Origin of the sequence: Streptomyces sp. NPDC001507 (assembly GCF_042894765.1) — a bacterium.
GTDB lineage: Bacteria > Actinomycetota > Actinomycetes > Streptomycetales > Streptomycetaceae > Streptomyces.
This window is the reverse complement of sequence record NZ_JBIAVV010000006.1, coordinates 461,784-487,124: the sequence shown is the minus strand read 5'-3', so window position 1 is coordinate 487,124 and position 25,341 is coordinate 461,784. Positions and strand designations below refer to the sequence as shown.

At 71.8% G+C, this 25,341-nt stretch carries 20 protein-coding genes; 12 read left to right on the top strand and 8 right to left on the bottom strand.

Annotated elements, in window-relative coordinates:
- Together dnaK and ACFY0K_RS22155 are read right to left on the bottom strand one after the other, a co-directional pair.
- Nucleotides 1-1,902 carry a molecular chaperone DnaK gene (gene dnaK / locus ACFY0K_RS22160; RefSeq protein WP_390641266.1) on the bottom strand — a complete coding sequence of 634 codons (1,902 nt, stop codon included), beginning with the start codon at nt 1,900-1,902 and terminating at the stop codon, nt 1-3.
- An 81-nt stretch (nt 1,903-1,983) separates the two neighbouring features.
- On the bottom strand, nt 1,984-2,511 hold the full coding sequence (locus ACFY0K_RS22155) for a general stress protein (RefSeq protein WP_390641265.1): 528 nt from the start codon (nt 2,509-2,511) through the stop codon (nt 1,984-1,986).
- A gap of 405 nt (nt 2,512-2,916) precedes the next feature.
- Here ACFY0K_RS22155 and ACFY0K_RS22150 point away from each other — a divergent pair, with 405 nt between their 5' ends.
- The 4 genes from ACFY0K_RS22150 to ACFY0K_RS22135 all read left to right on the top strand — a co-directional run bounded on the left by ACFY0K_RS22150 (nt 2,917) and on the right by ACFY0K_RS22135 (nt 6,900).
- Entirely contained in the window at nt 2,917-3,579 is a 663-nt protein-coding gene (locus ACFY0K_RS22150) for an SDR family oxidoreductase (RefSeq protein WP_390641264.1), read from the top strand.
- Nucleotides 3,580-3,650: 71 nt separating this feature from the next.
- Nucleotides 3,651-3,815 carry a hypothetical protein gene (locus ACFY0K_RS22145; RefSeq protein WP_390641263.1) on the top strand — a complete coding sequence of 55 codons (165 nt, stop codon included), beginning with the start codon at nt 3,651-3,653 and terminating at the stop codon, nt 3,813-3,815.
- Nucleotides 3,816-4,589: 774 nt separating this feature from the next.
- Nucleotides 4,590-6,284, top strand: a complete 1,695-nt coding sequence (locus ACFY0K_RS22140) for a PucR family transcriptional regulator (RefSeq protein ID WP_390641262.1) — start codon at nt 4,590-4,592, stop codon at nt 6,282-6,284.
- Nucleotides 6,285-6,519: 235 nt separating this feature from the next.
- Nucleotides 6,520-6,900, top strand: coding sequence for a DUF2267 domain-containing protein (locus ACFY0K_RS22135; RefSeq protein ID WP_390641261.1), 381 nt, complete (start codon nt 6,520-6,522; stop codon nt 6,898-6,900).
- 355 nt (nt 6,901-7,255) lie between these two features.
- On the opposite strand, the gene ACFY0K_RS22130 is transcribed toward ACFY0K_RS22135, so the two are convergent.
- A complete protein-coding gene (locus ACFY0K_RS22130; RefSeq protein WP_390641260.1) occupies nt 7,256-8,146 on the bottom strand; it encodes a LysR family transcriptional regulator in 891 nt (296 codons plus the stop codon).
- An 80-nt stretch (nt 8,147-8,226) separates the two neighbouring features.
- Here ACFY0K_RS22130 and ACFY0K_RS22125 point away from each other — a divergent pair, with 80 nt between their 5' ends.
- The 3 genes from ACFY0K_RS22125 (at nt 8,227) to ACFY0K_RS22115 (ending at nt 11,182) form a co-directional block, all read left to right on the top strand.
- Nucleotides 8,227-9,618, top strand: coding sequence for an MFS transporter (locus ACFY0K_RS22125; protein ID WP_390641259.1), 1,392 nt, complete (start codon nt 8,227-8,229; stop codon nt 9,616-9,618).
- A 96-nt stretch (nt 9,619-9,714) separates the two neighbouring features.
- Nucleotides 9,715-10,560: an aldo/keto reductase gene (locus ACFY0K_RS22120; RefSeq protein ID WP_390641258.1), complete on the top strand. Its 846-nt coding sequence runs from the start codon at nt 9,715-9,717 to the stop codon at nt 10,558-10,560.
- Between the two features lie 13 nt (nt 10,561-10,573).
- A complete protein-coding gene (locus ACFY0K_RS22115; protein ID WP_382723926.1) occupies nt 10,574-11,182 on the top strand; it encodes an NADPH-dependent FMN reductase in 609 nt (202 codons plus the stop codon).
- A 42-nt stretch (nt 11,183-11,224) separates the two neighbouring features.
- Here ACFY0K_RS22115 and ACFY0K_RS22110 read toward each other — a convergent pair whose 3' ends face one another.
- Together ACFY0K_RS22110 and ACFY0K_RS22105 are read right to left on the bottom strand one after the other, a co-directional pair.
- Nucleotides 11,225-12,280, bottom strand: coding sequence for an LLM class oxidoreductase (locus ACFY0K_RS22110; protein WP_390641257.1), 1,056 nt, complete (start codon nt 12,278-12,280; stop codon nt 11,225-11,227).
- Nucleotides 12,281-12,337: 57 nt separating this feature from the next.
- Nucleotides 12,338-12,727, bottom strand: coding sequence for a DUF2267 domain-containing protein (locus ACFY0K_RS22105; protein WP_390641256.1), 390 nt, complete (start codon nt 12,725-12,727; stop codon nt 12,338-12,340).
- Nucleotides 12,728-13,205: 478 nt separating this feature from the next.
- On the opposite strand from ACFY0K_RS22105, the gene ACFY0K_RS22100 reads away from it, so the two are divergent.
- Together ACFY0K_RS22100 and ACFY0K_RS22095 are read left to right on the top strand one after the other, a co-directional pair.
- Nucleotides 13,206-13,655 (top strand): DUF1931 family protein, encoded by a 450-nt coding sequence (locus ACFY0K_RS22100; RefSeq protein ID WP_390641255.1) that lies wholly within the window; start codon nt 13,206-13,208, stop codon nt 13,653-13,655.
- A gap of 195 nt (nt 13,656-13,850) precedes the next feature.
- Nucleotides 13,851-14,417, top strand: a complete 567-nt coding sequence (locus ACFY0K_RS22095) for a type 1 glutamine amidotransferase domain-containing protein (protein ID WP_390641254.1) — start codon at nt 13,851-13,853, stop codon at nt 14,415-14,417.
- Nucleotides 14,418-14,626: 209 nt separating this feature from the next.
- Here the strand turns inward: ACFY0K_RS22095 and uvrA are convergent, their stop codons facing one another.
- Complete coding sequence (gene uvrA / locus ACFY0K_RS22090; protein WP_390641253.1) at nt 14,627-17,095, bottom strand: excinuclease ABC subunit UvrA; 2,469 nt, start codon at nt 17,093-17,095, stop codon at nt 14,627-14,629.
- A gap of 154 nt (nt 17,096-17,249) precedes the next feature.
- Here uvrA and ACFY0K_RS22085 point away from each other — a divergent pair, with 154 nt between their 5' ends.
- The 3 genes from ACFY0K_RS22085 (at nt 17,250) to ACFY0K_RS22075 (ending at nt 22,383) form a co-directional block, all read left to right on the top strand.
- Entirely contained in the window at nt 17,250-18,413 is a 1,164-nt protein-coding gene (locus ACFY0K_RS22085; RefSeq protein WP_390641252.1) for a hypothetical protein, read from the top strand.
- A gap of 290 nt (nt 18,414-18,703) precedes the next feature.
- A complete protein-coding gene (locus tag ACFY0K_RS22080; protein ID WP_390641251.1) occupies nt 18,704-19,879 on the top strand; it encodes a glutathione-independent formaldehyde dehydrogenase in 1,176 nt (391 codons plus the stop codon).
- A 314-nt stretch (nt 19,880-20,193) separates the two neighbouring features.
- The gene (locus ACFY0K_RS22075) at nt 20,194-22,383 is read left to right on the top strand and encodes an FUSC family protein (RefSeq protein ID WP_390641250.1); all 2,190 of its coding nucleotides are present in this window, start codon (nt 20,194-20,196) and stop codon (nt 22,381-22,383) included.
- Between the two features lie 137 nt (nt 22,384-22,520).
- Here ACFY0K_RS22075 and ACFY0K_RS22070 read toward each other — a convergent pair whose 3' ends face one another.
- Both ACFY0K_RS22070 and ACFY0K_RS22065 read right to left on the bottom strand, forming a co-directional pair.
- Nucleotides 22,521-23,639 carry an NADH:flavin oxidoreductase gene (locus tag ACFY0K_RS22070; RefSeq protein WP_390641249.1) on the bottom strand — a complete coding sequence of 373 codons (1,119 nt, stop codon included), beginning with the start codon at nt 23,637-23,639 and terminating at the stop codon, nt 22,521-22,523.
- Between the two features lie 105 nt (nt 23,640-23,744).
- On the bottom strand, nt 23,745-25,331 hold the full coding sequence (locus tag ACFY0K_RS22065) for an MDR family MFS transporter (RefSeq protein ID WP_390641248.1): 1,587 nt from the start codon (nt 25,329-25,331) through the stop codon (nt 23,745-23,747).
- Nucleotides 25,332-25,341 lie beyond the last annotated feature (10 nt).

The following is a 25,341-nucleotide window of genomic DNA, read 5'->3' as shown; positions in this document are numbered from 1 at the left end:
TCAGCCCTTGTCGAACTCGGCGTCGATGACATCATCGTCACCGCCACCGTCGGTCGTGGGACCACCGGTGCCGGTGTCCTGGCCGGGACCGCCGCCCGTGGCGGAGGCGCCCTGATGGGACGCCAGCCCGGCGAGCACCTGCTGGAGTTCGGAGGTCAGAGGCCGCACGCGCTCCACGCCCGCCTCGTCCTTGACCGCCGCCCGGGCGTCGGACACGAGCATCTCGGCGCGTGCCTTCTCGTGCGCGGGCGCCGCGTCGCCGAGTTCGGCGAGACGCTTCTCGACCTGGTACGCGACGGCGTCGAGTTCGTTGCGGGCGTCGACGGCCTCCCGGAGTGCCTGGTCCTGGCCCTGGTTGCGCTCGGCCTCCTGGACCATGCGTTCGACCTCACTGCGGTCCAGGTTGGAGCTCTCGCTGATGGTGATGCCCTGTTCCTTGCCGGTGTCCCGGTCGCGGGCCTTGACGTCGAGGATGCCGTTGGCGTCGATGTCGAAGGTGACCTCGACCTGTGGTTCGCCCCGCGGCGCCTGCCGGATGTCGGTGAGCTGGAACCGGCCCAGGGCCCGGTTGTCGGCGGCGCGCTCGCGCTCGCCCTGCAGGACCACCACGTCGACGGCCGGCTGGTTGTCCTCGGCGGTGGAGAAGGTCTCGCTGCGGCGCACCGGGATGGTGGTGTTCCGCTCGACGATCTTCGTCATCACTCCGCCGCGCGTCTCCACGCCCAGCGACAGAGGTGTGACATCGAGCAGCAGGACGTCCTTGACCTCGCCCTTGAGCACCCCGGCCTGGATCGCGGCGCCCAGGGCCACGACCTCGTCGGGGTTGACGCTCATGTTGGGTTCCTTGCCGCCGGTCAGCCGGCGGACCAGAGCCTGGACGGCGGGGATGCGGGTGGAACCGCCGACGAGGATGACCTCGTCGATGTCGCTCTCGCCGACCTTCGCGTCGGCCATCGCCTGCTCCACCGGTCCGAGGCAGCGCTCCACCAGGTCGCCGGTGATCTGCTCGAACGTGGACCGCATGATCGAGTCGGTGAGGTGCTTGGGGCCCGAGGCGTCGGCGGTGATGAACGGCAGGCTGACCTGCGTCTGCGTCACCGAACTGAGCTCGGTCTTGGCCTTCTCCGCCGCCTCGAACAGCCGTTGCAGCGCCTGCGGGTCCTTGCGCAGGTCGATGCCGTTCTCCTTCTGGAAGTCGTCCGCGAGGTAGTCCACCAGACGCCGGTCGAAGTCGTCGCCGCCCAGGTGGCTGTCACCGGCGGTGGAGCGCACCTCCACCACGCCGTCGCCGACGTCGAGGATGCTCACGTCGAAGGTGCCGCCGCCCAGGTCGAAGACGAGGACCGTCTCGTGCTCCTTCTTGTCCATGCCGTACGCGAGGGCGGCCGCCGTCGGCTCGTTGATGATCCGCAGCACCTCAAGACCGGCGATCCGTCCGGCGTCCTTGGTGGCGGTGCGCTGGGCGTCGTTGAAGTAGGCGGGCACCGTGATGACCGCCTCCGTGACCCGTTCCCCCAGCTGCTTGGACGCGTCGTCGGCGAGTTTGCGCAGCACCTGTGCGCTGATCTCCTCAGGCGCGTACAGCTTGTCGCGCACCTTGAAGCGGGCCGCCCCGCCCTCGCCCTCGACGACGTCGTACGCCACCGCCCTGGCCTCATCGGAGACCTCGTCGAAGTGCCGGCCGATGAACCGCTTGGCCGAGTAGATGGTGCCCTTGGGGTTGAGGATCGCCTGGCGCCGGGCCAGCTGGCCCACCAGACGTTCCCCGGTGTCGGTGAAGGCCACCACGGAGGGTGTCGTGCGGTTGCCCTCGCTGTTGGGCACGACGGACGGCTCGCCGCCCTCCCACACGGCGATCACCGAGTTGGTGGTGCCCAGGTCGATGCCCACTGCCTTGGCCATGAGGAACTCCTTCCGCGGCGGTCGACGTCCGTCGGCGACCGTTCTTCCTCCGGGCCCTGTGTGCCCGGCTTCGAAACTCGTTCAGCCGGGGGCGGGGTGGCTGCGCGGGCGCCGGCCCCCGGAGGAGGCGCTCTCCGTGTTCGTACCGGGACGGCTGTCCAGCCCGGCGACCAGCCGCACGGCCTCATCGGCGACGTCCTCGTCCGCCACGACGTCGTACCGGCTGGGCTCGATCGAGCGGACCGACGCGAAGTCCCGGCGGCCGCCCTGGGCCGCGTGCAGCAGCACGCCGAACAGCGCACCGACGACCGCTCCGAAGATCAGCCCGTACAGGGCGAGGAGCAGACCGGAGACGACCGGATTCAGCCAGTTCAGCAGCCCGAAGATCCAGCCGACGAGCACGCCGGGCAGCGCTCCGGTGGCTGCGCCGTGGAGGGCGGCGTCGCCGTACCCCATTCGGCCGATCACTTGTTCGACAAGGCGCATGTCCCGACCGATGATCGCGACCTTCTGGACGGGAAAGCCCTGGTCGGCGAGGTGATCGACGGCGCGTTCGGCTTCCTGGTACGTGGAGTAGGTGGCAACGGCCCTGCGGGCCTGCTCGGTCATGGCCACTCCTTCCCGCCGACGGACCGCCGAGCGGTCCCGACAGGCCCCAGAGTGGCGCTTCGCCCGGTCACCCCGCCTGCGCCCAGCGGGTCGAAAAGTGGCGCCGGCGGTCGGTCTGCGAGGACAGGAGGCGGGATGAAGACTCTTTCTCCCGCTCCGGCGCTCGGGAGGCGGGGCAGCACCCGGGACACCACCGCGCCCCGATGACACCGGGCCGAGGTGCGACCGCGGAAACTGGCGAACGGCCCCCGTGATCGGGCCGGTGGCCGCACCGCTCCGGCCCGGTGGTCTCGCGCACCGGCGCAGTGCGCGAGTGCGCCGACGGCACGGCAACCGCGGGACCCGACATGCCGCGGCAGTCCCGCAGCCCGGCGTGAGCGGTGGCGTGTGGCGAGAATGATCCCCATGCGCATGGTGATCGCGGGTGGACACGGAAAGATCGCGCGCCGGCTGACCCGGCTGCTCTCGGCGCGCGGCGACCACGTCACAGGGCTGATCCGCAACCCGGAACACGCCGACGACCTGCGCGCGGACGGCGCGGAACCGGTGGTGTGCGATCTGGAGCACGCCTCGGTGGACGAGGTGACCGGCCACCTCCGCGGCGCCGACGCGGCACTGTTCGCCGCGGGCGCCGGACCGGGCAGCGGCGCGACCCGCAAGCAGACGGTCGACCGGAACGCGGCCGTCCTCCTCGCCGACGCGGCCGAGCGCGCCGGGGTGCGCCGCTTCCTGGTGATCTCCGCGATGGGCGTGGACAGCCCGCCGCCGCCCGGCACGGACCCGGTGTTCGCCGCCTACTTGAAGGCCAAGGGCGAGGCGGACGCCGACATCGCCTCGCGCCCGGGACTTGACTGGACGATTCTGCGCCCGGGGATGCTGACCGACGACCCCGGTAGCGGCCGCGTCCGGCTCGCCGAGCACACGGACCGTGGCCAGGTGCCTCGCGACGACGTGGCTGCGGTACTCGCCGCCCTGCTCCACGAGCCCAGGACCGCCGGGCGCATCCTCGAGCTGATCAGCGGGTCCACCCCGATCGAGGAGGCGGTGCGCGCCGCGGTCGGCGGCTGACGACGCGGACGCCGCGTCACGGCCTGAGAGGGGAGGATGGATGTGAGCGAAGCGACGGAAGGAGGCCCGTCATGAAATCCCGGTCCCCTGATGACGACGCCTGGTACGCGCGCACACCCTCGCAGGCCGAGGGCGAGCGGGACGAGGCGAGTGAGCGTACCGCAGCGGAACAGCACCCGGACGTCCTCCGGAGCGAGCCGTCCCAGGCGGAGGGCGAGCGCGGCGACGACGCCTAGCGCCGCCAGTCGATGACACCGTCGCCGGGGGCGGGTGAGAGTGGTGCACTTTCCGGCACTGTCACCGGTTCCCGGCCCGCCTGCCGTCCGGCAGTCCGTGCGGGTGCGCGGCGGCATTCCCGATGTCCGCGTATGTCTGCTGTCCGGCGCGTACCCCGGCGGAGGGCACACCGCAGCGGTGGACGCGCTCGAAGTCGCCGGTGAATCCGTGCTCCTCGAACGTGCCGCCTTGCGCGCTGCGGCTCAGGCCGCCGACGTGTCCTGGCGAACGCCGCCGAGGTCGGGACGCTCACCGCTGCGTTGAGGGTCCTGCTGGACGCGGTGCGTCCCTTTACCGAGGAAGGTGAAGAGGACCGAAAGTGACCGGCGCTTCCGGGACTTCGCCCACCGCTTGGGGCAGTGCATGCACGGTACCTGCGACGGCTTGCGGATCGGAGGCGCCGTGGACAGCGACGGGTCCGTCCGGCTCGTCCGCCGACGGACCCACGACCGCCCGGGGCACCGGTGACAGCGCCGCCTGCCGGGTGGAGTTGCCCCTTGGCCGGCCGAGGCGACGTGAGCCAGCTGACTGCGGAACGAGGCGGGCCTGGCCTCAAAGGGATCCACACATCTCGGGTAAGCCGGACCTGAGGGGGTACGCGACATGCCGCTCGGTTCTCTGCAGGCGTCGAGGGACGGAGTGATCCCATGGTCAGCAGTCGGGCGCACAGCCTGCACCGCCGCCCCTCCCCCCGGAAGGGCAGCCTTTCACGGGGCAGCGTCGGGCGGCGCCCCATGGCCGCGCGCGGAGAGCCCCACCCGCCCGCCCGCACCCCGGCCGACCATGCCCTCCTCGATCTGGTCGCGCTCTCCCGGGCCCTGTCCGGCGCCCCGGACGAAGTCGAGATCCTGCGTCTGGCCATGGACCACGTAGCCGCCGCGGGGCCGTACAGTGCCGAGGCCGGGTACCTCCAGGTGGGTGGCGACCTGGTCCCCAGTCCGAGGAACGGGCAGACGCATGCCTCGGCCGTGGGCCGGAGGGTGCGGGAGCTGGCCGGGCAGGACGGTGACGTCGCCTTCCCCGGCAGGCGCTGGGGCTGGGCCCTGGGGCTACGCGGACCTGCGGGACTCCACGGCTACCTCGTGGTCACGTCCCGCTCCCGGCCCACCGCGGCCGAACGATCCCTGCTCGCCATGCTCGTCCGGTACACCGCCGCCGCGCTGTCCGCCGCCTTCGCACTTCGCCGCCAACGCGAGGACGCGCGGGAGCTGCGCCGGCTGAGGGAGGAACGCACAGTCCTCCAGCAGCAGCTGATCTCCGTGATGGCTGAGCTGGGCTACGAGCGAGCCGTCCACGCTGTCATGGCCGACGTCGCCGCCTCGGGTGGCGGGGAGGATGCCGTCACCCGAGCCCTGCACAGGCTCACCGGACTTCCCGCGCTGGTCGAGGACCGCTTCGGTCGGCTGAGGTCCTGGTCCGGCCCCAGCCGCCCCGCCCCCTATCCCGAACCGAACCCCGTGCACCGGGACGAAATGCTGCACGCCGTCGCCCGTCAGACCGGGCCCGTGCGGATAAAGGACCGGCTGATCACCCTGATCCGCTCGCACGGCGAGATCCTGGGCGTGCTGGCCCTGGTCGATGCCGGGGACGAGGCCGACGCGCACACCGTGCTCGCGCTGGAACAGGCCGCCGCGTCGCTCGCCGCGAAGCTGACGCACGTGCGCGATCTGGCCGAGGTGGAGCTGCGACTGCACCGCGAGTTGACCGACGACCTTCTGGCAGGGACGGACGAGTCGAGCGCCTACGCCCGGTCCGAGGCAGTCGGACACGACCTGCACCGCATCCACTACATCGTCGTTGTGCAGTGGTCGAACCGGACCGCGGACGATCTCTTCGCGCAGACCGTGAGCCGGGCGGCCACTGCCGTGGGCATGCGCTCGCTGCTGACCCGACGTGCCGACCACGTCGTCCTGATCGCCGACGACAGGCCGCACACCCGCGCGTTGTACGAGGAGCTCGCCCGCGAGACCGGTACACGGTCCGGGACGATCGGAGTGAGCGCCCCCTGCGTCTCCGTGAACGACATCCCCCGCCGTTACGAGGAGGCGCAGCGCGCCCTGGAGGTGCGCCGCCACTGCCGCGAGCGCTACGGCACGTCGTTCTTCGACGAGCTTGGCCTCTACCGCATCCTGGGCCCCGGCAGCGATTACCGGGAACTGGAGACATTCGTACAGGAGTGGCTCGGGCAGCTCATCGACTACGACTCCCGGCACCACGCGACCTTGGTGGAGACCCTGTCCCGGTACTTCGACTGCGGGGGCAACTACGACGAGACCGCCGACTCCCTCGCGATCCACCGCAGCACACTTCGCTACCGGCTCCAGCGCATCCGCGACATCAGTGGCAACGACCTCGCGAACGTCGAGGACCGGCTGAACCTCCAGGTGGCGACCCGAGTGTGGAGGATCGTGCTGGGCGGGCCACGCTGACGCCTCGCTGGAACCCCATGTCGAAGCGGGAGTGGGTGGCCGGGCTGCGGAGGAGCATCCGGGCTGCCCGGTTCACGTCGAATGCGCAGAGTCGACGCCCGAGTTCGGTTACGCCGGCGCTCTCATGGTGCGGTGGTCACCGCCGTCCGTGCGCGGGCGCGGCCGAGGTCGGTGTGACAGGCTTGCAAGGGGTCCGCGTCGTTCGTCGCAACACAGCAGCGAAGGAGGACCACACATGGATGAGCAGGAATTCGTCCGTACCGTCGCCGAGCGCACCGGACTGGGCCGGCAGGAGGCGGCGGACCTGACCTGGGCCACGCTCGAGACGCTGGCCCACAGGCTGAGTTCGGGGGAGGCCAGGGACCTGATCACCGAACTCCCCGAGGGCCTCGCGGAGGCGGTGCGCCGGGGAACCACGGACCGCATCGAGCGCTTCGGCCACGACGACAGCGTGCGGCGCGTTGCCGAACGCACCATGCTCAAGGAGGAGGAAGCCGACCGGGGTGTGCGGACCGTACTGGCCGTGCTCCGGGAGGCGATCAGCGAGAAGGAGTTCAACGACCTGATGTCGCAACTCGGATCGGACTTCTCCCAGGCCGTCGAATCCGCCGAGTGACCCCGGATCCCTCGGCACGCCGACCGCGCCACGGCGGCAGCGGCCCGGACGCCGCGTGTGCGCCGGGGACGGACGGCACGGCGCGCGACACCCGCGGACCGCAGGTCCCTCGCGGCCGCGAGGGCGTGAGGCGCACGGCGTGCGGCGCACACGAAGGTGTGGTTCATCACCGCCATCGCGATGGTCGGCGGGGCCTTCGGCACCGGCCTCGAAGGGGACGAGAAGGTGTCCGAGGCCGCGTATGGACGACGGCAGCGTGAGCGTCAGCGGATGCTGCGGCAGATGTCGCGGCCGGAGCGAGACGGACGCGGAGGGCCGGACACCAACGACGAATGACGCCGGGGGCGGCCGGGCGTCACAAGGCGATGACGTGGAGATCGACCAGGTCGAGCAGGGCTCGCAGAGCCGAGCTGGGCCGCCGGGTCGACGACGTGCCGAGATGCATGCTCCAGCGGAGCATGGTGCCGTCGACGTCCAGGACGTGCAGGCCGGGGGTGCGGGCGACGGCGAACGCGGGCAGGAAGGCGATGCCCAGACCGTGCCGGACCAGTGCCGCCCCCATGTCGATGTCGGGCACTTCCAGTGCCACCCGGCGTACGACGCCGGCCGCCGCGAACGCCCGGTCGACCACCTCGCGGTTGCCGTAGCCCGGCGGGAAGTCCACGAAGGGCTCCCCCGCGAGGTCCGCAAGTGCCACCTCTCCCCGCTGCGCGAGCGGATGGGCGGCGCTCACCACCAGGACGAGCGGCACGGTGGCCAGCTCCCGCGCGTCGATCCCGGCGGGCTTGCGTTCGGGCAGCGACAGGAAGGCCACGTCAAGGTCCCCGCCGAGCAGCGCGTGCGCCAGTCCCGCCGAGCCGGCCGTCGCCAGCCGCAGCCGGACGTCGATCGCCGGGTGCCGCGCGTGCAACTGCCCGAGGAGCGCAGGCAGGTCCACCACCTCGACCGAGGCCATGGCGCCCACGTTCACCGTGCCGCGCACCGTGTCCTGTGCGGCGCGCACGGCGTCCTGGGCGGCCTGGGCGGCGTTCAGGGTGGCCCGGGCATCCGGCAGCAGCGCGGCGCCCGCCCCGGTGAGCCGGACCTGCTGCGACGTGCGCTCGAACAGCGCGCAGCCGAGCTCGCGCTCCAGTGAGCGGATCGCGGCGGACACCCCTGACTGCACCACGTGCAGCCGACGGGCGGCACGCGTGAAACTCAGCTCCTCGGCGACCGCGATGAAGTGCTCCAGCTGACGTAGCTCCACACGAGAAGTATCACTCGTGTTGCTGGAGCTCAGCAAAAACATTCGTTGGCACTGATTCTGGCTGGTGAGGAGGATGGAAAGTGTCATCCGCCGCCACCCGAGGAGGGGTACCCCTGCCTGCCGTTCCGACGCCGCTGAGCCGTCCCACAGCCGACGCTCCCGGCGACCCGACCCCGACCACGACCCCGACCCACCGGATCCCAGCACCCGCTCCCGCCGGCCTGCCGCCCCGTGCCCCGGCCCGGCGCCGTGCCTCGCACACCACCGGCTTCTGGTTCGTGGCGGTGGCCTTCACCGTGCTGATGGCCTTCGGCACCGCGCCGACCCCGCTGTGGCCGCTGTACGAGGCCCGGGACCACTTCGGCGCGACCACGGTCACGGTGGCGTACGCCTCGATGGTCGTGGGCGCAGCGGCCGCCTTCCTGGGGCTGGGACACCTGTCGGACCGGCTCGGCAGACGGCGCATCATCGTCCCGGCACTGCTGGTCGGCATCGTCGCGTCGGTCGTACTGATCGTGTGGCGGGACCTGCCGGGGCTGATCGCGGGCAGGATCCTGAACGGTGCCGGACTGGGGCTGATGGCCTCGACCGCCACGACGTACCTGCACGACCTGCATCACGAGGTCCGTCCGGAACGGACGGGTTCGGTGCTGCCCGGCATCGTGGCCACCGCCGCCAACCTCGGCGGCCTGGCCACCGGGCCCCTGGTCGCCGGAGCCGCCGCCGAGTGGCTTCCCGCGCCCCTGATCACCGCCCAGGCGATCTTCACGCTCGCCATGGCAGTGTGCCTGGCGCTGGTGCTGTGCACCCCGGAGACCGTGGACCTGGAGCTGCCGGCGGCTGGACCGCCCGACAGGTTCGTCCTGCGCCCCGGCGGCCGGCGGTCGTTCGGTGCGGCCGGCGCGCTGGGCGCCTTCGCCTTCGCGATCCTCGGCCTGATCTCCTCCCTCGGGGCGAGCGTGCTCCACGGCACCCTGCACACCGACTCGCACCTCGTGGTCGGCCTGGCGGCCTTCCTCATGTTCGGTTCCGCGGCGGCCGCCCAGCTGGTGCTGGGCCGCCTCCCACTGCCCCGGCTCCTGACCGTGGGGGCAGTGGTCTTTCCGGTCGGCCTGGTCCTGTGCGCCGTCGCCCTCTACCACCCGGCGCTCTGGCTCTACCTGGTCGCCGTGTCCCTCTCGGGAGCCGGCTCCGGGCTGCTGTTCAAGGGAGGAGTCGAACGTGCCGGTTCAGCGGCCGAGCCCGCCTCACGCGCGGGAGTCCTCGCCGTGTTCTTCGTCATCGCGTACCTGGGCATGGGCCTGCCCTCCGTCCTGTTCAGCATCGCTCTGCGGCACTTCGCCGTGCAGACCGCGATGATCGGCTTCGCGGCGGTCCTCTCCTGCGGCGCCGTTGTGTCGGTGGTCGTCGCGTTGCGGGATCGCGCACCCGGTCCCGGCGAGCTCTCGGCGCAGTCCGCTCGCCCCTCCTGACCTCCCTCCGGCGCGTCTCACACCGGTTGTCTGGGAGGCGTGGACCTGGGCACCCGGTGCGCGTGACGCGGACCCGCGGTGGACAGGAGGCCCGAGATGTCTGCAGCATCGGCCAGAACGATCGCGCTCCCCTCCGGTGAGGAGATCGCGGCGCTCGGGCAGGGCACCTGGTACCTGGGGGAGGACCCGGCCCGGCGTGAACAGGAGATCGCGGCGCTGCGGCTGGGCGTGGACCTGGGCATGACCGTCGTCGACACGGCGGAGATGTACGGCGACGGCGCGGCCGAGGAACTCGTCGCAGAGGCCATCCGGGGACGCCGGGAGGAGGTCTTCCTCGTCAGCAAGGTGCTGCCCGGTCACGCCGACCGGAAGGGCACCGTCGCCGCCTGCGAGGACAGCCTGCGGCGGCTCCGTACGGAACGGCTGGACCTGTACCTGCTGCACTGGCGGGGACGGTGGCCGCTCGAGGAGACCCTTGCGGGATTCACCGACCTGATGGAGGCGGGGAAGATCCGTCACTGGGGGGTGAGCAATCTGGACGTCGCCGACATGGCCGAGTTGGCCACCCTCCCCGGTGGCGACGCCGCAGCCGTCGACCAGGTGCTGTACAACCTCTCCCGGCGCGGCATCGAGTGGGATCTGCTCCCCTGGTGCCGCCAGGCCGGGGTGACGGTCATGGCCTACTCCCCGGTCGAGCAGGGCCGGATCCTGGAGGCCGAGGCACTGGATGCCGTGGCCCGGGCCCTCGGAGCGACGCCGGCCCAGGTGGCACTCGCCTGGGTGCTGGAACAGGAGGTGGCCGCGATCCCGCGCTCCGGATCACCCGACCACGTTCGGGAGAACCGCGGCGCAGTGGACCTCCGCCTTCCCCCCGAGGCGCTCGCCGCCCTCGACGAGGCGTTCCCGCCGCCCGGCGGGCCCACGCCCCTGGAGATGCTCTGAAGGAGTTGACAGCATGACGCGGCCGCTCGTCGTCGGAATGGGAGGCTCGCTGCGCACACCGTCGACCAGCCTCACCGCACTGTGTGTGGCGGTCGAAGGGGCGGCCGACGCGGGCGCCGGCACCCTGGTGATCGACCTCAAGCGGCTGGCTCTTCCCTTCTACACGTCCGAGCACGGGATCCCCGCGTCCGCCCGCCGGCTTGCGGACACCGTTCAGGCCGCCGACGCCCTGCTGTGGAGCAGCCCGACCTACCACGGGTCGGTCAGCGGCGCGTTCAAGAACGCGGTGGACTGGCTCGCCCTCCTGGCCGACCACGACCCGCCCTACCTCAGCAACAAACCCGTGGGGATGCTGACGACCGCCGGTGGAGTGCAGGGCCTGCAGGCGATCAACGCGATGGAGTTCATCGTGCGGTCGCTGCGCGGCTGGGCCGTGCCGCTGGTGTTCGCGGTCCCGCGGTCCTCCAGGCTCTTCGACGGCGACGGACGCCTCACCGACCAGGCGGTCGCCGACCAGTTGCGCGGCCTCGGCGCGGAGGTGACCAGGGCGGCCCTGCAGTTCCGGGCGGAGGGCACGTGCGACTACGCGCAGGAGCTGCCGTCCGGGGCCGTCCGGGACTGAGCGCGCCCCCTGTCACACAGGGGGCGCCGGGAACGTGCTTCGTCAGCGCCCGGTCCGCTCCACGGGCCGCCGGTGCTCCCCGCGCACCCCGGGACGCCCGGGCGGGAAGTGCGGCAGCACGTGTTCGGCCAGTTCGTCGATCACTTCGGCGACCGGACGGCGGCTGTGCTTGAAGTTGATCATCAGCTGGTCGATGCCGATGTCCTGCCAGGCCCGCATCATCGCCAGGAACGACACCCGGCCCACCGAGAAGCCCTGGTGGATGCGGCGGGGCAGGGCCAGCGGGTCCTCGGTCAGGTCCAGATAAGTGGCCTGCGCATACGGCTTGAACCCGCCGCCATCGCCCCGGGTCAGCTCCCGCCACCGCTCGATGTTCTCGGCCTGCTGCTGGAGTGGCGGGGTGTAGTAGAGCCAGCCGTCCGTGTTCTCGGCGATCCACCGGACGTCCTGCCTGCCGCGTCCCGTCATCAGTACGGGGATCCGCCGATACACCGGCTTGGGCAGCAGATCGGTGCCGCGCATCCGGCCGAGCGGCGACTCCACCTGCGGGAAACGGTGCTCGAGGACGATACGGAAGTACTCCAGCGACTGCCGGAACCTCTCGGCCCGGTCGCCCAGGTCCTGGCCGAAGGCCGGGAACTCCACGGGCCGGTCACCGGTGGCCACCCCGAGCAGGAGCCGTCCCCCTGACAGCCGGTCCACCGTGGCGGCCGCCTTGGCCGTGTGCAACGGATGCCGCAGCGGCATGACGATGCTGGCGGTCCCCAGGGTGATCGAGGTGGTGCGGGCACTGAGCTGCCCCAGGTACACCCACGGGTCGAAGACCTGCCCGGCGTCCCCGAAACCCGGGTCCAGCAGCGGCACGTCACGGACCCACACCGAGGCGAAGCCGGCCCGCTCGGCCTGCTGGATCCGCTCGATGTGCCCGGCCAGGGACGGCACGGGCCCGTCGAAGCCCTCCAGGGGCGTGATGGCGCCCACGGTCATCCGGCCGCCGGGATACGCCCTGGCCATGGCCGCGTGCTCGGAGAACGGCCGCTGCGCCCCGCCTTCGACGTCCACGGGTGCGCCGGCTGAAGGAACTGTCGACCGTGTCATGCGATCCTCCGGCGATTTCGTGCCGAGTCCGAGTCTGCGCGCCGTGTGGCGGGACGGTCATGGCTCCTGCTGGCCCGGGGCGCCGACGACGGCCTCGAAGTCCCGGGGCAGCTGGGACATCACGTGGCGGAACTCGCCGTCACTGACCGCGTCCCTCAGGGTGCTCAGCTCCGCCCGTACGCCCTCGCGGGCCTCGTCCGGGCTCACCCCTGCTCGCCTGCTCACCCGATGGATGAACTCGTCGAGTCCGAAGGGCTCGGCCTCCGGAGTGGGAGAGACCAGCGGTTCCTTCAGCTGCTTGGGCAGTTCGGACGCGAGGTCCTCCGCCTCACCCCTGGTGAGCCGCTCGGCGAGGGTTTCCAGGGTGGCACGGGTGAGGGGCTCCGCCTTCTCCGGGGGGACAGGGGCGCGCCGGGTGATGGTGTCGAGGAAGGTCTTGTAGTCCATGTGCCGTTCCCTCTCCGAAGTTTTGCGACTCGCGTCCTGGTCCGTGCGCGTCACCAGTGGCCGTTTCCATGCTCCGCATGCGGGCCCCTTCCGGCCTGCTCCCGGCGGGCGGAAAAGCGGCCGGCTCCATGGACCTCCGAGCACGAGTGCGGACGGCCTCCGCCACGGGAAAGGGGACACCGCCGGACGGGCGTCAGGGCGCCGTGCCCGTGGGCGCGGTCGGCTTTCCCGCCGTCGCGTTTCCGGTCGGCCCGTTCGGCGTCGGGGGTGGTGGCCGATCTGGTGGGCGCCGGCTTGTCGAGGGGCCGGGTGATGCCACCTCATGCTGCTCTGCCAGGGCAGGAGGGGTCGCCGATTTTCGGCCTGGAGTGCGGAGGCGGTCAGCAGGGGGCTCTGCGAATCTCGACCGGGTACAGCCGATGGCGACGCCGGCGGGAGCGAAGGACGCCGGCCGGTTTCCGGTGAGGAGGCGAGAGGCATGGCCGTGATGGGTGTGTCGAAGTTCGAGAGGTTCTTCCGCGCCGCCGCGGGCCTCGACGTGGACAAGAACGACCTGAAGCGGTATGGCGACTTCGTCGACGCCAAGCTCTACGACCTCCTGGTCGTCGGCCAGGCATCGGCCAAGGCCAACGGCCGGGACACCGTCGAGCCGTGGGACCTGCCGATCACCAAGGGCCTCCAGGAGAGCGTCCACCGGTTCCGGCGGCTCGACGAGGAGGTCGAGCTGAAGCCGATCCTGGAACAGCTCGCCGCGCATCCTCCCCTCGACAGGACACCCACCCAGGAGACCGAAGAGCGCTACCCCGAGATCATCGGCGGTCTCAGCGTCGCCCTCGCCGACACGTTCAAAATCATGTACCCGGACATCAAGAACCCGCAGACCAGCCACTGGGACGGCGTGACCGCGGTCTTCGACCGGCTGCTGTAGCGCGGTCGCGCTCCGTCGCATGTCCCCGGACTCGTCCCAGGCCGGGAAGGCCGAGCCGCCCCGGAGCGTCTCCAAGGAGCTCGTCCTCACGCGGACGGCGGGGATGCGGACGATCCCTGCCGGGTCGGACAGTCCCTGCCGGGTCTGTCGACCGCTCGCGGCCTGCACCCAGCGACTCGTGAAGGGAGCCTTGCCATGACACAGGAACTCCGGGGGATGCGGGTGGGGATTCTGGCCACCGACGGGGTCGAGCGCGTGGAACTCGACCAGCCGCGCGGTGCGCTGCAGGGCGCAGGGGCGAAGACCGAGATCGTCTCGCTCCACCACGGCGAGATCCAGGCCCGCCAGTTCGACCTCAACGCGGCCGGAACCTTCCCGGTGGACCGCCTGGTCGCCGACGCCTCCGTCGACGACTACCACGCGCTGCTCCTGCCCGGCGGCACCATGAACCCCGACCAGCTGCGCATGGACCGCGACACGGTGCAGTTCGTCAAGGACTTCATGGCCAGCGGGAAACCGGTCGCATCGATCTGCCACGGCCCGTGGACCCTGGCGGAAGCCGACGCCGTGCGCGGCCGGCGCCTGACGTCCTGGCCCAGCATCCGCACCGACCTGCGCAACGCCGGCGCGGAGGTCGTCGCCGACGAGGAGGTGGTCGTCGACGGACAGCTGATCACCAGCCGCGGCCCGGCCGACCTGCCCGCCTTCTGCGCCGCCATCGTGGAACAGTTCGCCCGGGCGCACCATCCCATCCCCGGCTGACCCGGCTGACCCGGCAGACCGGTTGCGGGCGCCGCGCAGGGGGAGTGGGCCCACGGCCTGCGAGGCCCACTCTCCATCTCACGGGCCGATCAGCCGTGCGGTCGCGTGCCCACGGCTGCCGTTCCGTGGCTGTCGCGCAGCCACGTCGACTGCCGCCACACCACCGCGCCCGAACCCGGCTGACCGGTGCTCAGCCCCCCGCCCTGTCGTCAGGAGCGCGCGAGCCGGGCCGCGAGATAGGGCGCGGTGGCGCTGCGGCGGGCCCTCGCCACCTTGGCCGGCGGGCCCGCCGCGACCACCCGCCCGCCCGCGTCGCCGCCGCCCGGACCGAGGTCGATGACCCAGTCGGCGGTGGCGATCGTGTCCAGGTCGTGCTCGACGAGGACGACCGTGTTGCCGGCGTCGACGAGCCGGTGCAGCTGTCGCAGCAGCAGCGCGATGTCCGAGGGGTGCAGCCCCGCCGTCGGCTCGTCGAGCAGGTAGAGCGCGTGCCCGCGGCGGGCTCGCTGCAGTTCGGTGGCCAGTTTGATGCGCTGCGCCTCGCCGCCGCTGAGCTCCGTCGCGGGCTGGCCCAGCCGCAGGTACCCCAGTCCCACCTCGCGCAACGTCTCCAGACTGCGGGAGGCGGCCGGGACGGCGGACAGGAACTTGGCAGCGGCGTCGACGGACATCGCCAGTACGTCCGCGATGTTCTTGCCGCGGTAGGTGACTTCCAGCGTTTCGGCGTTGTACCGGGCGCCTTCGCAGGTCGGGCACGGCGCGTAGGTGCCGGGCAGGAACAGCAGTTCCACCGCGACGAATCCTTCGCCCTGGCAGGTCTCGCACCGGCCCTCGGGCACGTTGAAGGAGAACCGTCCGGCCGAGTAGCCGCGCGCCCTGGCTTCGTCCGTCGCCGCGTACAGCTTGCGCACCGCGTCGAACATCCCCGTGTACGTGGCCAGGTTGGACCGGGGCGTTCGGCCGATGGGCCGTTGGTCGACCCGGACCAGCCGGTCGAACGACTCGACCCCCGACGCGTCCTGGACGTCGACCTCCAGCTGCGCCTCGTCGGGTTCCTCGGGCACGAGTCCGAGGTGGCCGCGGACGACCTCGGCGAGCACCTGCGTCACCAGCGTCGACTTTCCGGAACCGGACACGCCCGTCACCGCCGTCAGCACGCACAGCGGTACGTCGACGGACACGTCGTGCAGGTTGTGGCGGGAGACGCCGCGCAGGCGCAGCCACCCGTGCGGCGTACGCGGGCTGTGATCGAGCGGCTGGGCGCGCCCGAACAGGTACTGGCTCGTGGCCGACTCCGCGACCTGCTCAAGCCCGGCGACCGGGCCGCTGTACAGCACCCGCCCGCCGCCCTCGCCCGCACCGGGGCCGATGTCGACCACCCAGTCCGCCCGCCGTACGACGTCCATGTCGTGCTCCACGACGAACAGCGAGTTGCCCGCCGCCTTGAGGCGGTCCAGCACGTCCAGCAGCGGTTCCGCGTCGGCCGGGTGCAGGCCCGCGGACGGTTCGTCGAGGACGTAGACGACGCCGAACAGCCCCGAGCGCAGCTGGGTGGCGATCCGCAGGCGCTGTGCCTCGCCGGGCGACAGGGTCGTCGAGCGGCGCCCGAGGCTGAGGTACCCGAGGCCCAGGTCGAGCAGCACGTCGATCCGCGCGACCAGATCGCCGCAGATCCGGACCGCGACCTCGGTCGTTTCCCCGGACCGGGCGGTCGACGTGGTGGCGTCGGCCTCGGACCGCCCCGCGACGGGTCGCAGCAGCGCCACGACCCCGGTGAGCGGCAGCGCGTTGATCTCGGCGATGGAACGTCCGGCGAAGGTCACGGCGAGCGCCTCGGGCCGCAGTCCGCTGCCGTGACAGGCAGGGCAGGGCACACTCCTGACGAACCGGAGCGCCCGTTCGCGCATCTTCTCGCTCTTGGAGTCGGCGAGGACGTGCATGACGTGCTTGCGGGCGCTCCAGAACTTGCCCTGGTAGCCGTAGTCGATCCGGTCCTCCTCCGGCTCGATGTACACGGAGGGCTGCTCGTCCGTGTACAGCAGCCAGTCCCGGTCCTTCTTCCTGAGCCTGCGCCACGGCCGGTCGATGTCGATCCCCAGGTTGCTCACGACGCTGCGCAGGTTGGCGCCCTGCCAGGCGCCCGGCCAGGCGGCGATCGCCCCCTCGCGGATGCTCAGCGAGGGATCCGGGACGAGCAGGTCCTCGGCGACGTCGTGCACGACGCCCAGTCCGTGGCACTCCGGGCAGGCACCGGCCGCGGTGTTGGGGGAGAACGACTCGGCTTCCAGCCGTGCGGCCCCGGGCGGATAGGTGCCGGCGCGGGAGTACAGCATGCGCAGCAGATTGGACAGCGTGGTGAGGGTGCCGACCGTCGAGCGCGAGCTGGGCGCCCCGCGTCGCTGCTGCAGGGCCACGGCCGGTGGCAGTCCGGTGATCTCCTGCACGTGCGGTGCGCCGACCTGTTGCAACAGCCTTCGGGCGTACGGTGCCACGGACTCGAAGTAGCGCCGCTGGGCCTCCGCGTAGAGCGTGCCGAACGCCAGCGAGGACTTGCCCGAACCGGAGACGCCGGTGAAGGCGACCATCGCGTCCCGCGGAACGTCGACATCGACGTTCCGCAGGTTGTTCTCACCGGCGCCCCGGACATGCACGAAGGGGTCGGTCGCGTCCTTGTTCACCGTTCCTGACTACCTGATCGCGCCGGGAACCGCGCGACAGACGCCGTCACCAGGCCCCGCTCGCACGAGTGCCGACGTCCGGCGGGGCACGCAGCCACCTGCGGGCAGGGGCCAGCGTGTCACGGGGAGTCGGTGTCACATCGGCGGGCATTCTGTGGGCACTCGCGATCGCGGGGGCAGCCGACGAGCAGGAGGCATGCGGGTGTCGTCTCAGGGCGTTACGGTCGTGACTCTTCTGGCGGATCCGGATGCGCCGACGGAGATCGCGCAGCGCATGGCCCGGATGCTTCCCGACCGGCTGGCCGACAGGTCGGGCGAGGGACGACGATTCGACGTCGAGGTGGTCAGTGAGCCCTTCACCGCAGCGGCCGAGGACCCGCTCACCCTGATGCACCGGATCAGGGACCGCGGAAGTGCGGGGAACTGGGACATCGTCGTGGCCCTCACCGACCTCCCGCTGCACTCACATGGGCACAAGCTCGTGGTGGATCTGAGTCACGAACACGGCTTGGCGCTGCTGTCTCTTCCCACGCTGGGGGGCTTCCGGCTGCAGGCCAGGGCCCAGCGGGCCGTGGAAGAAGCCGTGCTCAGTCTGGCGAGCCCGCAGGCCACTGAGCCTGAGGGAACTTCACGAGGTCAGCCGCTGCGCGGGCCGTTCGTCGGTCGTCTCGCGCCTGTCCGGCCGGGCCAGATCGGTGCGGAGGAGATCGTCGATCTGCGGTACGTCGTCAGCGGGCCGCGCGGTTACCTGAGGGTGCTCCTCGGTATGGTCCGCGCCAACCGGCCGTGGCGCCTGGTGCCGGGCTTGTCGAAAGCCCTGGCGGCCGCACTCGCCACGGGAGCGGTCGCCACCGTGAACTCCACCATCTGGAACCTGGCCACCTCCCTGAGCACGCCACGACTGGTGATCGCCACGGTCGGGTCCGTGGCGCTCATGATCGGCTGGCTGATCGTGGACGCGGACCTGTGGCATCGAACGGACGAGGTTTCGCCGGAGGCGAGGAAGAAGGCGGCTCTCTACAACGCCTCGACGGTCGTGACCCTGGGTATCGGGGTGATCGTCTGCTACGTGGGTCTGGTGCTCATCAACCTGGTGTGGGCGCTGTTCATCCTCAACGACCGGCTGTTCGCTTCCACGACACGAACGCCGCTGCACGCCACGGAGTACTGGACGCTGGCCTGGTTCGTCGCTTCGGTCGCCACGGTGGGTGGCGCGCTGGGATCGGGCCTGGAGAGCGACGAGGCGATCCGGGCAGCCGCCTACTCCAAGCGCGAACAGGAGCGTCGCACCGCGCTGCAGGGCGACCAGGGTGCTTAGCGGGAGACCTCGGTCGCGGACGTGCCGTCGCCCGGTGGTTTCAGGTCGGGATATTCCGCTGATCGCTCGGTGTGTATGTGTTTGTCCCAGGGGTCGACGGGGACTCGCAGGGCACGCCGCCGAAGCGCCCGAGCCCCCTCTGGCGGGCCCACGGCGGAACCACCGTTCCACCTGACCCAGGTGAACGGCCCCCAGAGGCGTGCCGGAACCCCGCACCCCGTCGCAGCACTTCCGAGAGTCAGGCTTCAGGCGCCCTCTCACGTCATGAGACGACATCTAGGGAAGTCATCATGAAAGCAGCGGTATACGAAGGCCCGCGAACGGTCACAGTGACGGACGTACCGGACGCGAAGATCGAGCACCCCTGCGACATCATCGTCAAGATCACCACCACCAACATCTGCGGTTCGGACCTGCACATGTACGAGGGCCGCACCTCGTTCGAGTCCGGCCGCACCCTGGGACACGAGAACCTGGGCCAGGTGGTGGAGGTCGGCTCGGCCGTCCGCAAGGTCCAGGTCGGCGAGTACGTGGTCCTGCCCTTCAACATCGCCTGCGGCTTCTGCAAGCAGTGTGAGCAGGGCCTGACCAACTACTGCCTGACCATGCAGCCGGAACCGGCTCTCGCGGGAGCCGCCTATGGATTCGCCGACATGGGCCCCTACCAGGGCGGCCAGGCGGAGCTGCTGCGCGTGCCCTATGGTGACTTCAACGCGCTGCGTCTGGGCGAGGACGCCGCCGAGCGGCAGACCGACTACGTGATGCTCGCCGACATCTTCCCCACCGGGTATCACGCCACCGAGATGGCCCACGTCAAACCGGGCGACCAGACGATCGTCTTCGGAGCCGGTCCGGTCGGGCTGATGGCGACCTACTCCGCCCTCCTCAGGGGCGCCGGCCGCGTTTGGACGGCCGACCACCAGCCCGACCGGCTGCGCAAGGCGGAGGAGATCGGGGCCATCCCGATCAACACCGCCGAGCAGAACCCGGCGGAGGTCGTCAAGGAGGCCACCCTCGGCCTGGGCGCCGACAACGGCTGCGAATGCGTCGGCTACCAGGCGCACGACCCCCAGGGACACGAGGACGCCAGCCTCACGCTCAACGGACTGATCGACTCGGTCAGGTTCACGGGCGACATCGGCGTGGTGGGCGTGTTCCTGCCCCAGGACCCCGGTGGCGCGGAGGCCCAGGGGGAGCTGGAGGCGCAGGGCAAGGTCCCGATCGACTTCGGCATGATGTGGTTCAAGGGCCAGCGCATGGGGACCGGGCAGGCGCCGGTGAAGAGGTACAACCGGGCGCTGCGGGATCTGATCGCCGGCGGGAAGGCGAAGCCGAGTTTCGTCGTCTCCCACGAGCTCAGCCTGGACGAGGCCCCCACCGCCTATGAGCACTTCGATGCCCGTGACGAGGGGTGGACCAAGGTGGTCCTCCATCCGAACGGGCACGGGAACGGCCACAAGCGGTAAGAGACCGGGGCCGCCGTGCCCCCTGTCTCACCTGGACCGGTCCGGGGGACGGATGGCGATCCGCCCGTCCGCCGGACGCGGCCGGGGGCAGTCACCGCGCTCCGGCCGGACCTGAACCTACAACGACTGCCCGAGCTCCGGCCTGGAAGGCGGACGGCGGACGCTCGGCAGTGCCCGCAGGGGCGGCACCCCGTCCAGCGGCTGCGGCCGCCGGCCGGTCAGCGGGCCGCGTGGGAGGCTTCCTTGCCCGACGGCTACCGGACCCCAACCAGGCCGACGCGACGCGGCAGAGCGCTCCGGCCGGGCGGACACCCGTGACGTGGCTGCGGGCCTTCGGGGAGGTCGTGCGCTCCGGGCTCACGATCGAGGAGACGCGGCTGGAGCCCCTGCTCGCGCTGCGCGCGGCCGCCGGGGTGGCGATCGTCGTCGGGCCGGCACTGTGGCTGGTCTCCCCTGCGTACGCCGCGTCCGCGGCCCTCGGCGCCTACTCCGCGGGCGGGGCCACCTTCCAGCGCACCTGGCGTCCGCGCAAGGTGATCGCGCTCGGCGCGGGCGCGGGTCTGGCGCTCAGCACCTTCGTGGGCTACCTGGCGGCGGGGCGACTCGTGACGTTTCTGCCGCTGCTGGCGGTGTGGGCCTTCGCCGCGGGAATGGCGTGGGCCGTCGGATCGACCGCCGGGATCGTCGCGGCGACGACCGTGGGCAGCATGCTGGTGACCATCACCCTGCCCACGAGCGTCGGGCTCGCCCTGGAACACGCCGGGGTCATCGCACTCGGGGGCGTGACGCAGGCCGTGCTGATCCTGCTGTTCCCGATCCGGCGTTGGGGAGCGCATCGGGACGCGCTCGCCGACGCCCTGGCCGCCGTCGCGGACTACGCCCGCCGGTTGCGGCACGACCCGACCGCCCCGTTCGACCCCGAGCCGTTGATGACGGCCCGGGACGCGGCTGCCGTGACGCCGTCACAGGCCCGCACCCGTCCCCCCGTCCTGCACGGCCCCCGGGGCCTCGCCGAGCGCATCCGGCCGGTGGTCGCGGCGCTCGCCGACCCGGACGTCGGGGCCCCGGCGGAGGGACCCGGCCGGGACCGCGCGCGCGAGTTGCTCGACGCGGCCGCCGACGTCCTGGACGCGGCCGCCCGCTCGATCCGCCGCGGCACTCCCGCCGAGGTACGGCCCGAGAGCATGGACGCCCTGCGCGTCGACGAGGAGCACGAGGTGCTGGAGGGCCCCGCGCGGCAGGCCGCCGAGCAGCTCGTGGAACTGCTCGGCGAGGCCTTGGAGATCGCCGGGAGCGGCTGCGCGCCCGGGACGACGCCCACGCCGCCCGGCCCCGCCGGCGCCCAGTTCCTCGTGCGCCCGACCATGCTCCGGCTGGTCCCGGTCGTCGTCCGGGCGGTCCGCCGTGAGCTGCGCCCCGACTCGCCCGTGTTCCGGCACGCCGTCCGCCTGGCGGCGGTGGCCCCGCTCGGCTATCTGATCGCCGCCCGGCTGCCTCTGGGCCACGGCTACTGGGCGCCCCTGTCCTCGGTGATGGTGATGCGTCCGGACTTCCACCGGACGTACGCGCGTGCGGTGGCCCGTCTCGCCGGGACCCTGGCGGGGGTCGCACTCGCCACCGGGACGGTGCGGGCCCTGGGACCGGACGCCCATGTGTCCGGCGCGCTCGCGGTGGTCTCGGCGGGCCTGTCGTACACGCTGAACCGGACCGGCTACGCCTACTCCCAGTGCTTCACCGCCGCGTACGTCGTCTTCCTGCTCGGCATGGGCGGCCAGGCATGGGAGCAGACGGTCCCGGAGCGGGTGTTGCTCACCCTGCTCGGCGGGGCCCTGGCGATGCTGGCGTACGTGGTGTTCCCCGCATGGGAGACACCCCGCCTGCCGGGCCGGCTTGCGGACTGGCTCGCCGCCAACGGCCGCTACGCGGCCGCGGTGCTCCGCGACTACGCCGAACCGACCCGGGAGCATCACGCCGCCATGCGCAGGGCACTGCTGGAGAGCAGGGAGGCACGGGCCACCTGGCAGGAGGCATACGACCGGGCAAGGCGGGAACCGGTCCGCCCCAGGGGTCTGACGTCGCGCGAGGCGCAGGAGGCGCAGGAGGCGCTCAAGGGGTTCGGCCGGGCTGCGATGCTCATGGAGGGTCACGTCCCGCGGGCCGAAAGCCGTTCCGTCCCCGAGGCGGAGCGATTCGCCGAGGCTCTGGAGACGGACACCGCGAAGGCGGCAGCCGCCGTGCGCGAGCACAGGAATCCGGACTGGGGACGCGTGGAGGAGGCCCTCCACTCGTGGAAGGAGGCCGCCGCCGGCAACGGGAGCCCGGTCGTGCGGCGCGAAGCGGAACTGCAGAAACGGGCCTTGGAAGACCTCGCGACAGCCGTGAGCCGCACACCCCTGGAACGGGACGTCGGCTCTGCTCGCGAGGAGCAGCGAGTACGGGCCGCCGCGGCGGCGGAAGGAGACGGCTCAGGACCCGCGCACCGGGCCCCGACCGAGCCCGAATAGGGTCCGAGACCAGCAGCTTCGAAATTCCCTGGCCTCGCGCTTTCACGCGGCAGGGATCCGGTGGGTGATCAGACGCTCCGGGGGCCGTCCGGAGCGACGGGATCATAGGCGCGCGGTCGGGCAGGCGGCCGTACGGCTCAGTGGAGGCTGCCGACCAGGCCCCGGTGGAACGGGGTGAGTTCGTCGACGCGTCCGGCGAGGACCTTCCGCAGCCATTCGGGGTCCCCGAGCAGGGCCCGGCCGACCGCCACGAGGTCGAACTCCTCGCGCTCCATGCGGTCGAGCAGCTCGCCGATGTCCGTGACCGTGGCCTGCGCACCCTGGAACACCTCGAGGAACTCGTTGCTGAGGCCCACCGAGCCGACGCTGATGGCGGGCTTGCCGGAGAGCTTCTTCGCCCAGCCCGCGAGGTTGAGGTCGGACCTCTCGAACTCGGGGAGGTGGAACCGCCGGGTGGAGCAGTGGAAGGCGTCGGCGCCCGCGTCGGCCAGGAGACCGAGCATGGTCTGCAGTTCCTGCGGCGTCTCGGCGACCCGCGCCTGGTAGTGGTTCATCTTCCACTGGGAGAACCGGAAGGAGATCGGGAAGTCGTCGGAGACGCTCTGCCGGCAGGCGGCCACGATCTGGGCGGCGAAACGGGTGCGGCCGACGATGTCGCCGCCGTAGGCGTCGGTGCGCCGGTTGGTGTGCGCCCACAGGAACTGGTCGATGAGATAGCCGTGGCCGCCGTGGATCTCGACGCCGTCGAAGCCCAGCGACTCGGCGGACGCGGCGGACGTGGCGTAGGCGGCGACCACGTTGTCGATGTCCGCCTGGGTCATCTCCTTGCCCGACTTCGTGCCGTCCAGGGCGATGCCCGAGGGGCCGATCCGCGGGGCGTCGGGGACCGGCGGACTGCCTGCCGTGCGGTCCATGCCGACGTGCCACAGCTGCGGCATGATCCGGCCGCCCGCCTGGTGGACGGCCTCGGCCACGGCCGCCCAGCCGGCGAGCGCCTCGTCGCCGTAGAAGTGGGGGACGCGGGCGCTGCTGCCCGCCGAGTCGTGGCCGACGTAGGTGCCCTCGGTGATGATCAGACCGACCCCGGCGGCCGCCCGCCGGGCGTAGTACCGCGCCACGTCGTCGCCCGGCACTCCGCCGGGGGAGAACTCGCGCGTCATCGGGGCCATCACGACGCGGTTGGGCAGTATGAGGCCTCCCAGGGAGAACGGACGGTCCAGGACGTCCCGGGCACGTTCGACGGAGTACTTGGGCATCGGTGTTCGCCTTCGATAGGGGCCGGCCGCACGGCGACGGTGGATTCGTCCGTGCGGCCGGCTGCTTGGGTGGGTAGGGGGACGGGTGACGGCGCGGGGCCGCGCTCAGTCCTCCGAAGGGGTCCGGGCGGAGTCCGTCCCGGCACCGGCTCCGGCCCCGGCGGCCGTCGGCCGTGCGGCAGTCGGGATCAGGGGCGGCGCGGCACGGACGAACCACGCCGTGCCGAACGCGAGCGCGGACAGGACGGCCGCGCCCAGCAGGACGCCGTGCAGACCGCTGCTGACGGCTTCCCGGACCGCGTCGCGCGTGGCGGTCGACATGTCCTTCAGCTGCGCCGGGGTCAGTGCACCGCCCGCGGTGAGCCGCTGCTGTGCGGCGGAGCCCAGCCGCTCGGTCAGCACATCGGTCATGCGGCTGCTCTGCAGGGCGCCGAGCAGGGCGACCCCGAGGGAGCCGCCGATGGTGCGCACCAGGGTGACCGTGCCCGTGGCCGCGCCCATGTCCCGCGGGGCCGCGTTGTTCATGGTGGCCACCATGGTGCTCTGGATCAGGGCGCCGACTCCCACCCCGATGACCAGGGTGAACGCGGAGGCCGTGACGAGCGGGGTGTCCGTGCCGAGCAGGAGGAGCAGCAACGCCCCGGCGAGGGCGACGGCGCCGCCGGTGAGCGCCACGACGCGGTCCAGACCGCCTCGGTCCATCAGCCGCCCGGTGGCCAGCTGTGCCGTCAGCATGCCGAGCATCAGCGGCAGGATGAGCAGGCCGCTGGCCGTGGACGACGAACCCTGGACGAACTGCATGTACTGCGGGAGGTAGTTGACGACGGAGAAGAGTAGGGCGCCGACCAGGAAGCTGAGGATCTGGGCGAGGGTGAAGTCCCGGCGGGCGAAGAGCCGGGGCGGCGTGATCGGTTCGGCGGTGCGCAGTTCCACGCGCACGAACCAGGCCAGTGCGAGCACGACGACCACGGCGAGTCCGGCGATCTGCCAGGACGTCCAGGCGTAGGTGGTGCCGGCCCAGCCGGCCAGCAGGGTGAGGGCCAGGATGCCGCTGGTGAGCAGGGCCGTGCCGAGCCAGTCGATCCGCCCCGCGACCCGGCCGGCGGGCAGCCGCACGCCCTTGGTGATCGCCGTCAGCGCGACCAGGCCGATGGGCACGTTGACGTAGAAGGCCCAGCGCCAGCTCATGTAGTCGGTGATGAACCCGCCGAGCAGGGGGCCGCCGACGAAGGCGACCGGCATCATGACGCCCACCATCGACTGGATGCGGCCGCGGTCCTGCGCGGGCACCACCACGCCGATGACCGAGAGGGCGCCGACCGTCAGGCCGCCGGCGCCGAGGCCCTGGAGGCCGCGGAAGGCGATGAGCTGCCCCATGCTCTGCGCCAGGCCGCAGAGCACCGTCCCGACCAGGAAGAGCGTCACGGAACTCAGGCAGGCGCCCTTGCGGCCGTACAGGTCCCCGAGCTTGCCCCAGACGGGAGTGGACGCGGCCATGGTGAGCAGGTACGCCGTCACCGCCCACGAGAAGTGGTCGAGGCCGCCGAGGTCGCCCACGATCGTGGGGAGCGCCGTGCTGACGAGCTGTCCGTCGAGCGTCGCCAGGAAGATGCTGAGCATCAGTCCGAAGACACCCAGCCGGGGCAGGCCGGGCCGGTCGGGCGCGGGAGTGTCGGTTGCGGGGTCGTTCATCGCTGCCCCC

What these genes read in the sequence shown, in the direction of transcription:
- ACFY0K_RS22065 (WP_390641248.1), bottom strand. Translation starts at nt 25,331, where the DNA reads ATGAACGACCCCGCAACCGACACTCCCGCGCCCGACCGGCCCGGCCTG.
- ACFY0K_RS22145 (WP_390641263.1), top strand. Translation starts at nt 3,651, where the DNA reads ATGAAATCCCGGTCCCCTGATGACGACGCCTGGTACGCGCGCACACCC.
- ACFY0K_RS22155 (WP_390641265.1), bottom strand. Translation starts at nt 2,511, where the DNA reads ATGACCGAGCAGGCCCGCAGGGCCGTTGCCACCTACTCCACGTACCAG.
- ACFY0K_RS22135 (WP_390641261.1), top strand. Translation starts at nt 6,520, where the DNA reads ATGGATGAGCAGGAATTCGTCCGTACCGTCGCCGAGCGCACCGGACTG.
- ACFY0K_RS22120 (WP_390641258.1), top strand. Translation starts at nt 9,715, where the DNA reads ATGTCTGCAGCATCGGCCAGAACGATCGCGCTCCCCTCCGGTGAGGAG.
- dnaK (WP_390641266.1), bottom strand. Translation starts at nt 1,902, where the DNA reads ATGGCCAAGGCAGTGGGCATCGACCTGGGCACCACCAACTCGGTGATC.
- ACFY0K_RS22110 (WP_390641257.1), bottom strand. Translation starts at nt 12,280, where the DNA reads ATGACACGGTCGACAGTTCCTTCAGCCGGCGCACCCGTGGACGTCGAA.
- ACFY0K_RS22140 (WP_390641262.1), top strand. Translation starts at nt 4,590, where the DNA reads ATGGCCGCGCGCGGAGAGCCCCACCCGCCCGCCCGCACCCCGGCCGAC.
- ACFY0K_RS22150 (WP_390641264.1), top strand. Translation starts at nt 2,917, where the DNA reads ATGCGCATGGTGATCGCGGGTGGACACGGAAAGATCGCGCGCCGGCTG.
- ACFY0K_RS22100 (WP_390641255.1), top strand. Translation starts at nt 13,206, where the DNA reads ATGGCCGTGATGGGTGTGTCGAAGTTCGAGAGGTTCTTCCGCGCCGCC.
- ACFY0K_RS22070 (WP_390641249.1), bottom strand. Translation starts at nt 23,639, where the DNA reads ATGCCCAAGTACTCCGTCGAACGTGCCCGGGACGTCCTGGACCGTCCG.
- ACFY0K_RS22080 (WP_390641251.1), top strand. Translation starts at nt 18,704, where the DNA reads ATGAAAGCAGCGGTATACGAAGGCCCGCGAACGGTCACAGTGACGGAC.
- ACFY0K_RS22095 (WP_390641254.1), top strand. Translation starts at nt 13,851, where the DNA reads ATGACACAGGAACTCCGGGGGATGCGGGTGGGGATTCTGGCCACCGAC.
- ACFY0K_RS22105 (WP_390641256.1), bottom strand. Translation starts at nt 12,727, where the DNA reads ATGGACTACAAGACCTTCCTCGACACCATCACCCGGCGCGCCCCTGTC.
- ACFY0K_RS22115 (WP_382723926.1), top strand. Translation starts at nt 10,574, where the DNA reads ATGACGCGGCCGCTCGTCGTCGGAATGGGAGGCTCGCTGCGCACACCG.